We start from the raw sequence: 11,705 nt of genomic DNA, 5'->3' as shown, positions 1-11,705 counted from the left end.
GGCCACCGGTGTGTTGCCGAGGGCGATGTTCACCATCGTCAGCACCTCATCCACGGTGACCCCGTGATCCTGGTTGCAGTCGCCGGTACATGCGCTGGAAGGTGGCACGGTGGCCGTCGGCGTCGCGCTCGGGGTTGGACTGGCCGTCGGCGTGGGCGTGCCACTCGGTGCCGGCGTACCGGTAGGCGTAGCGGACGGCAACACGGTCCCCGTTGGGGTCACACTCGCCGTCGCAGTTGGCAGTGCCGTGTGCGTCGGCGTGGACGTCGGCGTATTGGTGGGTGTCTGGGTGTTGGTCACCGTCGGGGTTTGTGTGGGTGTATTGGTTGCCGTCTGCGTCGGCGTCTGCGTGGCAGTGTTCGTAGAGGTTGGCGTGTTCGTCGGCGTGTCGGTGGCCGTCGCCGTCTGCGTGGGAGTGTTCGTAGGGGTCAAAGTGGGCGTCGGCGTTCGTGTTGCTGTCTGAGTCGAGGTGCTGGTCGGTGTGTCAGTGGCCGTCCGCGTCGGCGTCTGCGTGGCAGTGTTCGTAGAGGTTGGCGTGTTCGTCGGCGTTCGTATTGCTGTCTGAGTCGAGGTGCTGGTCGGTGTGTCGGTGGCCGTCCGCGTCGGCGTCCATGTTGCGGTGAGCGTCGGTGTCCGCGTGGCCGTGGCCGTGCTGGTTGGGGTCTGAGTCGGAGTGGTCGTGTGTGTCACGGTGGGCGTGTGGGTAGGCGTTTGGGTCGCGGTACTGGTTGGCGTCAGGGTTGCGAGCGGCAGGATTCCCGCCCAGAAACCGCCCGTGAGTGCGTATGTGCTACCGCTGTGCGTGCCGGCGTCGGCTTGGCCGGCCGTGCCGCCGCCACCGGTGCCGAACGTGCCCCCGCCGCCACTGACGACGTGATGGCTGAGGTCGTATCCACCGCCGGTCTGGCCGACTGCCGGCTCACACGCCAGCAGCACGGCAACCACCACCCAGGTGACACCCATCCACGCCGGTGCTCGCTTCGCGATGTCGACGACACTCATGGCGATCGGCGGCCGATTGCCCCGCGTAGGCCGCAGGCCGTATCGAAGGGGACGCCCTCTTGTAGACCTGTCCTCAGTAGCGCGGAGCGCGTATCGAAGGATCGGTAAGTGCTCGGTCTGCGCCATCACGTCTCCCGGAACAAAATTTCGCGGAGGGCTCACGCCCTCCAAAGTCAAGACAAAGAATCAAATATCAAATGACCAAAGTACCAAATGACCAAATGATCGATCACGAGCCGCTACGCACTGCACGTACGTAGTAGCCGCTGGGCTTACCGCCGTAGTTCACGTACCCATCGTGGAAGAACACGCCCCACGCGCCGTCCGGAGTGCCAGCGACGGTAGTAGCCGACCAGTAGATGTAGGACTGCGTGGGCCCAAACACGGTCTGATCGATGCACGGGCTTGTGCTGCACGGGTATGGTGACAAAAGGATCGTTTTTAGCTCCGCTATCGTCGGGAGCCGCCAATCGGTGTGCCCGCCCAGGCCGGTGCACGTCTCCGAGCTACACAACACCCCGTTCGTGCGCGCCAGAAAGTCGAAGAAGGCCCCGCCGTCGGGCGGGTTGTTCGCATACGGGCCGTTGTTGTCGCAGGTGCCGTTGTGGTTTGCGTCCTGACACCATTGATATTGGTTGTTCACGTCCTGCGGGCTGCTGCACGTCGTCATGGAGCAATTGACGGGAGCCACGTTCGTGCCCGTCTTCTTTTCCCACATCAGGCCGGTCGTATGGTCGGTCACCGTTTGGCCGTTGTCCGTGAAGCGCGTCGACCCGCCGGTCACGGTGCCGATCTGGCCCGCGGCATTGACAACCACCGGCGCCCCACCGCTCAAACCAGCGCCGCTAACCCCCGCCATGAATGCCTTCGTTTGCCAGGGGGAACTCCCGATGCGGATTGTGCCAGTCTCAGTACCCGACGCCGGGCTTGCGGCCACGTAGATATTGTAATTGCCCGTGGTCAGGCCGGTCCCAGCGCCCGACCCAAGCGCCAGATTCCCTGCCGCCTGCGTGGCGTCTGGAAGTGCCAACAACCCCACCGCCGTGTTGTTGCTGCCAAGTGTCATCTTTTGCAGGGCGCGGTCCCCGACCGCCGTGTTGGAAAACCCGCTACTGTTCGTGGTGAGCGCCTTGTATCCCAGCGCCGTGTTACCGGTACCGCCTGCGACGGTAAACGCGCTCTGGCCGAACCACGTATTGTTATTGGGTGATTGGATGCCGTTCAACTGGGTAATGTCGCTGTTCGCCCCGTTGGCCGCCGCCCCGAGGCTGGTGCGCGCCGTCGCTGCAGTGCTCGCCCCCGTGCCGCCGTTGGCCACCGGCACCGTACCGGTCAGCGAGAGGCTCGGGTTCTGCCCGCCCGACGAAGCCAGCGGGGTGCTGGCGCCGACCGAGAGCACGCCGCTGTTGCTGAGGGTGCCGCTCGTGGTGATCGTCCCGCCGCTCAACCCGGTGCCGGCGGTGATCGATGTGACCGTACCGGGCGTGAAGGCCAGATTGCTTTGCTGAACCGCACCCGGACCGAGGGCACCGGCAGTGACGCACCCGCTACAGCTCAGGCCATTGGCGCTGCCGGCCGTCGGGGCATAGAGCGCATACGGGGTGGCGGTGAGTGGCTGGCGCGGGCTCAGCGTGACCGGCGAACCGCCGCAGCTGACGGCTATCTGCAGGTAACGATCCGGGCCGCTGAACGCGGTGGCACCGAACTGGGCGCTGTTGTTGAGAACGACGGTGAACAGCCCGTTGGTGACGTCGACGCCGCTGATGGACTGAATGTCGCCGAGCCGCGTGCCACCAGTGGGTGGTGTGCCGCTGCCGGCGGCGTCCCACAAGCTGAACTGGAAGTCGCACGGGCCACTGCTTGGAACGCCGCTTTCCACGAGCTGCCCTTGATACGTGAACCCCGTGCTCAGCGCTGCCGTCTTCCCGGCCGTGAAAGCGATCAGCAATGGCGTGATGAGCACCACGACGCGCGTAACCCGGACACTCGATATGAACCGCTGCATATGACCCCTCCGCTGAGGCTGCCGCCCCGATGGCGATATTGACACTCTTGACCACTTCATCGGATCCCGCACACTGGCTCCTCTACTGGCGCATCGGTTACGTAGCCGCGACATCAGGAATTTCGCGACCACTCCACGAGTGAGTTACACACCCGCGCCAGCCCCCGTCGGCCCGGACAGGCACTTGGACTCTCCCGATTTCCCCCTGACGCGGTGCCCCCGCAAGTGCGCACGCGATAGCTCACTGCGCCTTGTACCGTCAAGAAAAATCGTCAAAGCGGCTGTGCGATCATGCAGAAAGGTGACAAATGTTGGTGTGGACTCAGTAAACTTACGGAGTTTCGACGTGCCAATTTGACGAGCCTATCGGGACGGTGCCCGAACTGCCCCTGCACCGAAAACACCTTGGCGTCTTGGCGCGAGAACTGCCTCGGATTAACGTTTGAACCAATTCGGACGTCTGTACTTTGTTCTTTGCACCGTCTTGCGCCCGAAGTCCTCCAACGGTGACGTGTGAAAATTGCTGACAGCAACAAATGAAGCGCAGTAAAGTCCCGCTCAATTTCGGTGATGCCGACTCGCAGCCCTGGGTGGCCTGTTTAGTCCTGCGTCGGTTGGGGGGCGTCTTGAAGGCAGCGCTGCGGAAAGCGCCGGCTCATTCAGGACGGCCGTAATCGCAATCCCGGTCTGTCTTCGTTCCCGCAGCTCACGGGATCCCAATCGCCTTGGGCAGACGAACCGAGACTTTCAGGTCATCGATCGTCCGCGCCCGGCAAGAGGACAAGAAATCCGTGGTTCGGGCACGGCAGATCGTCGGGCGGCGCACAGCCGGGCAGAATCCAGGTTGCGAGGCGGCGGGGGAGGCAAGCTGTGAACCACCGGCCGGTAGCTAACAAAACACCGGGGCCACTACTGCTGTCGGTTCCCGTGGTAACAGCTCGGTCAATATGCGAACCCGCGTTGACGCCGGTCTAGCCGCTTCCCCGGCGCTACGAATGACGAAGGTCGTCATAGGCAGTCAAACGAGGCCGGCAGCGTCGGCGCGGGCTGACGGGAATCATCTTTTATAGCGACACGGCTCACAGACACCGCACTCCGGGAATGAGAAAGTCACCACCCTATATCTTGTTTGTAGCGGACAGCGACCAAGGGCTACACGTGGGGACTCCGGCGGTCTCTCGGCTGCGTGCCTTCCAGCCCTCCAACCGGCCGAAAGGGCCCGAACGATGGGAGGACGAACTAGGTATGAAATTCCCGCGAACAAGGGCGGCGCCAGGGGGAGTGTGGCTCATCGGCATGGCGGTCTTGCTCGCCAACACTCCATCAGCCGGGGCAGTGACGCTGGACACTGCTTGTGTGGCTGACCCGATTAATGTTGGGTCATCGTTGCAGGCATGCACGTTGTTGAATGTGCATTCATCGAAGACCGCCACACTTGTGTCCCAAAGATCGGGCTTATTCAGTTGTGATAGCGGGGTCCCGGTGGTGCAGATGGGGGGGGGCCTGCTAGCGCCGCTCTCGGGCGCGACCCTCCTCGGCCGCGTTCCGTGTCCCGCCCTCTCTAGTGGGTGCAGGTGTCATTAGTGGGTGCAGGTGTCATTTCGAATTTACCGGTATCCCGAAAAGCATGGCGCGTGGCGCTATAATCACCCCGGTGTCACCCTTGAGGCTCACTGAGAGCCAGCGGATGGCGAGGCCCTGTCGTTTTGCACACCCCAACCACCTCTGCCAGCGTCGCACGTACGATCCGAACGGAGAGGGTCACAACAGGGGCGTAGAGACAAATCGGACAAAACGCTCAACAGTCAACAGGGACGATACGCTAACGCCCCTTGTTGATGGCAGGGGTGGGCAAGATCGCGCCCCATAGTCGGGTGATCTCGCTAGGCCAACAGCGGTGTGCGCCGGCGCAGCGGACGCCGAGGTGGGGGCGGACCGCCGATACCCGGGATGCTTGGGTGGTCGACTTCATCGAAGGGACCGTGCGGTACGAATACAAGGCGAGCAGTGGTGACGTACGTGCCGTGCGGGGTGGGTTCTGGCAGCTTGCTTGCCTGCACCGCGGACGCGTCTCCGGGCAGCGTGGCAGAGAGGGAGGAGGTGACAATGCGGCTAACAGTGACTACCAGCGGCGGCTGGCGGAAATGGAAATCAGTAGGGGCTTTGGGTTGCATTTGCGCCGTGCTGGCTTTGGGGAGCGTCCAGGCTATGAGCGTTAAGTGTCCGGGGGACCTCAACGCGGACAACAAGGTGACGATAGACGAGATCCTCGCCTCGGTGAACAGCGCCCTGAATGGATGCCTGCCGATCTCCCCGCGCTTTGTGGATAACAACAACGGCACGATCAGCGACACCAAGACGGGGTTGGTCTGGGAGAAAAAGAGCAACGACGGGAGCATTCACGATAAGGACAATCGCTACACCTGGAGCCAGCAGGACTCGGAGCAATGGGGGTATTGGGACGGGACCGTGTTCACGGAATTCTTGGCCACCCTGAACCGCGAGGCCTTCGCGGGGCACAGTGACTGGGACCTGCCGAGCCTGGAACAGCTACAGACCCTTCTCGACCGAGATAGCGCCTTCCCGGCCATGGATCAACATGCCTTTAACCCTTCCACCTGCACGGAGGGGTGCAACGTGACCTCGTGCAGCTGCACGGCGGAAAGCCTCGCGCCACCCGATTCCTTCTATTGGTCTTTGTCGGGGCTGACCACCGATATGTGGGATGCGTGGGTGGTCGACTTCACCGAAGGAACCGTGCGGTACGAATACAAGGCAAGCGGCGGGTACGCGCGTGCCGTTCGGGGTGGGTTCTACGTGTCGCCCAGTACGGTGCCGACGTCAGATCGCGCGCCTGTGCGCTGACGTCAGTCACTGCTTCTGCACCGGCCAGCCGTCGCTGCCAAGACGGATACCGATCCGAAGAACGCGCGCTCGGGCATCTCGCTCTTCGTGGTGCAGGCAGGGACGCCCGGCTTCGCGCGCGGACGCAGGCTCCACAAGCTGGGCATGCACTTGCAGCGCAGCGCGCTTGCCACGCCTCGTCAGCTTCTTCCGTTGGTCCGCACGGCGCCGCAAGCGGCGGCAATTGGGCACGACGTCAATACGCAGCGTGGCGAGACTGCAGTCGCGCTTCGCGGCAAGGCGGGCACCGAGCGGAAGGACGCGGGCCACCGCTCGGGCGGTGACGTTCAACGCGATCGCAACTGCGGCCGTCCGCAGCCCTGCTTCTTTGACGGTGCGGAAACTCAGCATGGCCCGGCCCGCGACCACCTCGCGCCGCTTCGCTCCGCTGCAGAGCTCCGCACCCGACAGCAGCATTCTCTGCGCCACGGCCCGCGCAAGCTGCGCCAGCGTGACGTCGCGCGATTCTCCGCGGGGCGTGCACGTAGCCTTGGCGAGCTGCTCGCTCCGCAACCGTATGACGAACTGGCTCGAACCCAAGACGCGCTCATCGAACGCCCACCGCTCGCGCCCCCCTCCAGGCTGCAGGTCGTCAGACGCGCGAGTCAGTCGTGGCGGTCGCGGTCGGACCGGAAGATGCGGCGGCGCTCGATTCCCCGGGCCATGACGTGATGCAGGACGTCAGGACCGTGGTTGCCGGCGGAATCGTAAAGGTCACAAACTTCGGATAGACCGCGTCGAATACCACCGGCGTGCCGGCCGTATATACGGGTCCGTCTGAAGTTTTGGGGGTACGGCCGAGGGTTCGGGAATTTCTGATGGGTCTTATGACAAATGCCGCGTTAATGCCGGCTATCCGCACTCGGACTGACGTCGCCTACGCAGCCGTCGCCAACGAGCGTCAGATAAACGGCCGGGCTGCCTCTTTAAGCCAGCCCGGCGGATGTGCGGAAAGGAGCGAAACGAGGGACTGGCCTAGCTCTGACTCTTACGAGCCAGGCGGTAAATACCGAAAATCATCAGCGAGACCACGAGGGCCGCAGCTCCGAACGGGCCCGCGGCGGGCGCCCCAACCCTGGGCCCAACGTTGCAATCCGGGTCGGCCATGTCCGTGACGCTGTCGATCCATCCGTCATTGTTCACGTTGTCATTACACTGGCCCACCTCGCTGGTGGGGCAAGAGGCGAAGTCGCCCTGACCGCAGGTGGCGCTGGCATCAACGTGCAACGAAGTCGCGCCCGGGGGGACACAGGGGATAGTATTGCACGAGGTCGTATCGGCGAAGCACGCATGCCACGGGACCGGGCCAATGCAGGAGGCCGAGCAGCAAGCGGCTTCCGTGCGCGTGACGGCCACGCTCAACATCAGGATCGCCACACCGAAGAGAATTCCTACGACTTTCAACATAGACCACCCTCCTTCACGACGGACAGCTATCAATTCTTTTCCTCGCTGTCCACCAGCCATGAGCTCGTCCTGTGTCGTGCTGGCCCAGTACAGACGCCGCTACCGGTATTTCTTCAGCTCCAGCCGGGCCACCATCCCGCGATGCACCTCATCCGGCCCGTCGGCGATCCGTAGGGCGCGGGCCGTCGCCATCAGGCGGGTGAGCTCGGCGTCGGCCACCCCCTCGCCACCGTGAATCTGGATGGCGGCGTCGACCACCATCTGCAGCACGTTCGGGGCAACCACTTTGATCGCCGACACGTCCGTGAGCGCGCCGAAGGTGCCGTGGCGGTCCAACGCCCAAGCGGCGTGCAGCGTGAGTAGCCGCGCCTGGTCGATGGCCATGCGGCAGTTGGCGATGATGTCGCGGTTGGCGCCCAGATTCGCCAGAGGTTTGCCGAAGGCGACACGCCCCGCGGCTCGCTCACACAGACGCTGCAAAGCCCGCTCGGCCCCGCCGACGGCACGCATGCAGTGATGGATGCGGCCCGGACCCAGCCGCCCCTGTGCGATCTCGAAGCCGCGCCCCGGACCGGCAATGAAGTTGCTCTTCGGCACGCGGACGTCGTCGAACACGACCTCGCCGTGGCCGTGGGGCTCGTCCAGATGGCCGAACACGGGCACCATGCGCACGATCTTCACGCCGGGGCTGTCCATGGGCACGAGCACCATGGAGTGGCGCTGGTGGCGTTCGGCACGGGGGTCGGTTACGCCCATGAAGATCAGGAACTTGCAGCGCGGGTCGCCGGCGCCGCTGGTCCACCACTTCTGGCCGTTGATGACGATCTGATCGCCGTCCACCTCGCAGGTGGCCTTCATGTTGGTGGCGTCGCTCGACGCCACGGCCGGCTCGGTCATGGCGAAGCCGGAACGGATGTCGCCGTCGAGCAGGGGCTTGAGCCAGCGTTCCTTCTGCTCCTCCGAGCCGTAGCGCACCAGCACCTCGGCGTTGCCGGTATCCGGGGCACTGCAGTTGAAAACCTCGGGCGCGAGGAAGCTACTGCCCATGATCTCCGCCAGCGGCGCGTAGTCGCGATTGTCGAGGCCGGCACCGTGCTCGCTGTCGGGCAGGAAGAGATTCCAGAGCCCTGCGGCCTTCGCTTCAGCCTTGAGCTGTTCGATGATCGGAGGGATCCGCCATTGTCGCCAGTCCTCGCTGTGGACGAGCTGGTCGAGGTAGGTCTGTTCCCTCGGGACGATGCGTTCGCGTACGAAGCGCGTGACCTGGTCGATGTAGTGCTGGGCACGCTCTGAATGCTCGAAGTCCATTTGATCCTCCGATGGTCTTATGCCTGCTTGAGGAACTGAACGATCCGCTCGTTGGCGCGGCGGGCGATCTCGAGGGGAAAGGCGATGAAGCCGTGGATCCCGCCCGGGAACACCTGGAGCGCGGCGCGGTTGCCGGCTGCCAGCCAGCGCGCCTGCATGAACAGCGTATCGTCGAGCAGCGGATCCAATGTGCCGACGGTGAAGATGGCGGGCGGCAGGTCCGAGAGATCGCCGTACAGGGGTGACACGTCGGGATCCTGCCGCCGCTCGGCGGGAACGTAGTGATCACTGAACCACTGCATGATCGGCGTATTGAGGACCAGGTTGCGGTTGCCCCAGCGGCGCGCGCTCGGCGTCATCGAGATGTCGAACACGCCGAACGTCAGCATGGCGCCGGAGAAGCCCGTGAAACGATGCCGGTCACGCATGCGGAGCAGGGTCACGGCGGCGAGATTGGCGCCCGCCGATTCGCCACCGATCAGCAGTCGATCCGTGCCGAACTCGCGTTTGGCGTTGGCCGCCAACCATACGGCGGCCGCCTCGCAATCGTCGGGAGCGGCCGGGTAGGGGTGTTCCGGAGCCAGCCGGTAATCGACGCTCACGACGGCCAGCTGGCCCTCAGTGGCGAGCCTCGCCAGCGGCACGTCCTGATGGTGGGCACGGCCGATGACGAATCCGCCCCCGTGGATGTGCAGGCAGACGCCCTTCACGGTCTCGGGAACGAACTGACGGATGGCGATCTCGCCGGCAGGCCCGGGGATGCGACGCTCCGTCGCCCAGTCGACGCGGACGATCGGTCCGAAGGCGCTCGCGCCGGCTTCGCGCGCATCGCGAAAGGCCTGCGGCTGCAGCTGGTCGATCGACGGCTGCGTCACCAGCAACCGTTCAATACCGTCGTTCAATGCAGCCGTCTCCGCATCGACTGCTGCGGGCAGGAACATCGCCGGATCAAGACTCATCGTGGCCTCCAGGTGCAGGGATTCATAGCACAGCCGCCCGTCTGAACCAGACGCACGCTCTGCACTGCTGCGAGGGGGTAGCGATTGACTTTGGCCGCGATCTCGTCTTCTCTTTACCCGTGATCATCCCCCGCACCCCGCCTTGATTTCGACCGCTCACGGCAGTGATGCGCCGCCCTGTGCGGCGACGCTGGCTGGTCTTCAACATTGAGAATGCAACCCTCTCTTCGAAGACATCTGCAGCGTGGGTGCCCACGGGTGGGCAGGAAAATCGCAGGCAATCGAGGAAGCTGAGATTGGGCATGAACGATTCGAGGGAACGACTGAAAGCGGAGGTGGCGCGCCGGCGCACCTTCGCGATCATCTCCCACCCCGACGCCGGCAAAACGACGCTGACCGAAAAGCTGCTGCTCTACGGCGACGCCGTGCATCTGGCCGGGTCGGTGAAGCAGCGGCGCGACGCGCGCCATGCGACCAGCGACTGGATGGCGCTCGAGCGCGAGCGCGGCATCTCCATCACCACCAGTGTGATGCAGTTCCCCTATGGCGGTTACGAGATCAACCTGCTCGACACGCCCGGCCACAACGACTTCAGCGAAGACACCTACCGCACCTTGGCCGCGGCCGACTGCGCCATCATGCTGCTGGACAGCGCCAAGGGGGTGGAGCCGCAGACCATCAAGCTGTTCGAGGTCTGCCGCATGCGCCGCATCCCCATCGTCACCTTCATCAACAAGATGGATCGGGAGGGGCGCGACCCGCTCGACCTGCTCGACGAGATCGAACGGGTGCTCGGCATTCCCGCCAGCCCGGCAACCTGGCCGATCGGCTCCGGTGCCGGCTTCCAGGGTGTCTACGACCGCTGGTTGCAGCGGGTGCTGCTGTTCGAGCGTGGCGAACGGGCGGCGCACAAGGCCGTGATGCAGGTGGGCAGCCTCGACGATCCGGCGTTTCGCGCCGTCATCGGCGACCGCGCCCACGGTCGGCTGTCGGACTCGCTTGCCCTGCTGCACGGCGCCGGCACGGGCTTCGACCACGAAGCCTTCCGCAGCGGCGAGCTGACGCCGGTGTTCTTTGGCAGCGCCTTGACCAACTTCGGCGTCGAGCCGTTCCTCGACCAGTTCATCGAGCTGGCGCCGCCGCCGCTGCCGCGCGCGACGGCCACCGGCCCGGTGTCGCCCGACGCGCCTGCGTTCTCGGGCTTCGTCTTCAAAATTCAGGCGAACATGGACCCGCTGCACCGCGACCGCGTCGCCTTCGTGCGGGTGTGCTCCGGGCGCTTCGTGCGCGGCATGGAAGTGACCCTCGGGCGCACCGGCAAACGGCTCGCCCTCAAGCGCTCGCTGCAGTTCCGGGCGCAGGAACGCACCTGCATCGAGGAGGCCTTCGCCGGCGACATTGTCGGCGTGTGGGACCCCGGCCTGTTGCGCATCGGCGACTCGCTCAGCGAGGCCGGGGGCATCGAGTTCGCCGGCATTCCGCGCTTCTCGCCGGAGCACTTCGTGCGCCTCGTTTTGACCGAGCCCCTCAAGCGCAAGCAATTGAAGAAGGGGCTCGACCAGCTGTCCGAGGAAGGTGCGGTCCAGGTGTTCTTCCACCGCGAGCGCCTCGAGCGCGACCCCATCCTCGGCGCCGTCGGGCGGCTGCAGTTCGACGTCATCCAGTCCCGTCTCAAGAGCGAGTACGACGTCGACGTGCGTTTCGAAGCCCAGCCGTCGCAGCACGCCCGCTGGGTGGAGGGCAACTTCGATCCCGTCGAGCTCGAGCGCCTCGGCGCCGTGCTGTGCCTGCTCGACGTGGAGGGCCGGCCGCTGTTGCTGTTCAAGAACGACTTCTGGCTGCAAGAGACCCTCGATCGCCACGCGCATCTGCGTTTCATCGCCGCGGTGCAGCCGGGCCGCAGCGAGCGCGCCGCCGCCTGAGTGGCCGGGGCGTCGGGGTCTCATGCGGCCCAGCTCCGTTTCTGATGGTGTCTCCGTCCTGGCTTTTCATCGCGGACTGTGCGATACATGACTGCACTGACACCCCCGCCCCCCGCTGCGCGGCTCCGCAGGGTCTGCGGACGTAGTCGAGGGTGGTGATCGGAAAGGCAAACCACCTCAACTACGACGTCTCGCCAT

The 11,705-nt window shown here is 64.7% G+C and carries 8 protein-coding genes and 1 pseudogene; 4 read left to right on the top strand and 5 right to left on the bottom strand.

What is annotated here, in order from left to right:
- Positions 1-109 precede the first annotated feature (109 nt).
- Positions 110-463: a hypothetical protein gene (locus VF515_04895; GenBank protein HEX7406973.1), complete on the top strand. Its 354-nt coding sequence runs from the start codon at positions 110-112 to the stop codon at positions 461-463.
- Positions 464-484: 21 nt separating this feature from the next.
- Here VF515_04895 and VF515_04890 read toward each other — a convergent pair whose 3' ends face one another.
- Together VF515_04890 and VF515_04885 are read right to left on the bottom strand one after the other, a co-directional pair.
- Positions 485-613, bottom strand: a complete 129-nt coding sequence (locus VF515_04890) for a hypothetical protein (protein HEX7406972.1) — start codon at positions 611-613, stop codon at positions 485-487.
- A gap of 618 nt (positions 614-1,231) precedes the next feature.
- Positions 1,232-3,007, bottom strand: coding sequence for a DUF1566 domain-containing protein (locus tag VF515_04885; protein ID HEX7406971.1), 1,776 nt, complete (start codon positions 3,005-3,007; stop codon positions 1,232-1,234).
- A gap of 2,208 nt (positions 3,008-5,215) precedes the next feature.
- On the opposite strand from VF515_04885, the gene VF515_04880 reads away from it, so the two are divergent.
- Together VF515_04880 and VF515_04875 are read left to right on the top strand one after the other, a co-directional pair.
- Complete coding sequence (locus VF515_04880) at positions 5,216-5,872, top strand: DUF1566 domain-containing protein (protein HEX7406970.1); 657 nt, start codon at positions 5,216-5,218, stop codon at positions 5,870-5,872.
- Positions 5,873-5,920: 48 nt separating this feature from the next.
- Positions 5,921-6,019 (top strand): annotated as a pseudogene (locus VF515_04875) (hypothetical protein).
- Positions 6,020-6,886: 867 nt separating this feature from the next.
- On the opposite strand, the gene VF515_04870 reads toward VF515_04875, so the two are convergent.
- From VF515_04870 to VF515_04860, 3 genes are all read right to left on the bottom strand, one after another.
- Positions 6,887-7,318: a hypothetical protein gene (locus VF515_04870; GenBank protein ID HEX7406969.1), complete on the bottom strand. Its 432-nt coding sequence runs from the start codon at positions 7,316-7,318 to the stop codon at positions 6,887-6,889.
- 99 nt (positions 7,319-7,417) lie between these two features.
- Complete coding sequence (locus VF515_04865; GenBank protein ID HEX7406968.1) at positions 7,418-8,626, bottom strand: acyl-CoA dehydrogenase family protein; 1,209 nt, start codon at positions 8,624-8,626, stop codon at positions 7,418-7,420.
- 17 nt (positions 8,627-8,643) lie between these two features.
- Complete coding sequence (locus VF515_04860; protein HEX7406967.1) at positions 8,644-9,585, bottom strand: alpha/beta hydrolase; 942 nt, start codon at positions 9,583-9,585, stop codon at positions 8,644-8,646.
- Between the two features lie 302 nt (positions 9,586-9,887).
- Here VF515_04860 and VF515_04855 point away from each other — a divergent pair, with 302 nt between their 5' ends.
- On the top strand, positions 9,888-11,507 hold the full coding sequence (locus VF515_04855) for a peptide chain release factor 3 (GenBank protein HEX7406966.1): 1,620 nt from the start codon (positions 9,888-9,890) through the stop codon (positions 11,505-11,507).
- Positions 11,508-11,705 lie beyond the last annotated feature (198 nt).

The organism is Candidatus Binatia bacterium (assembly GCA_036382395.1).
Lineage (GTDB): Bacteria > Desulfobacterota > Binatia > HRBIN30 > HRBIN30 > JAGDMS01.
Note: the sequence above shows the minus strand (reverse complement) of the source record. Positions and strands in the feature narration are given on the sequence as shown.

Coding starts and splice junctions, on each gene's coding strand:
- VF515_04865 (HEX7406968.1), bottom strand. CDS start 8,626: ATGGACTTCGAGCATTCAGAGCGTGCCCAGCACTACATCGACCAGGTC.
- VF515_04890 (HEX7406972.1), bottom strand. CDS start 613: ATGGACGCCGACGCGGACGGCCACCGACACACCGACCAGCACCTCGAC.
- VF515_04885 (HEX7406971.1), bottom strand. CDS start 3,007: ATGCAGCGGTTCATATCGAGTGTCCGGGTTACGCGCGTCGTGGTGCTC.
- VF515_04870 (HEX7406969.1), bottom strand. CDS start 7,318: ATGTTGAAAGTCGTAGGAATTCTCTTCGGTGTGGCGATCCTGATGTTG.
- VF515_04855 (HEX7406966.1), top strand. CDS start 9,888: ATGAACGATTCGAGGGAACGACTGAAAGCGGAGGTGGCGCGCCGGCGC.
- VF515_04880 (HEX7406970.1), top strand. CDS start 5,216: ATGAGCGTTAAGTGTCCGGGGGACCTCAACGCGGACAACAAGGTGACG.
- VF515_04860 (HEX7406967.1), bottom strand. CDS start 9,585: ATGAGTCTTGATCCGGCGATGTTCCTGCCCGCAGCAGTCGATGCGGAG.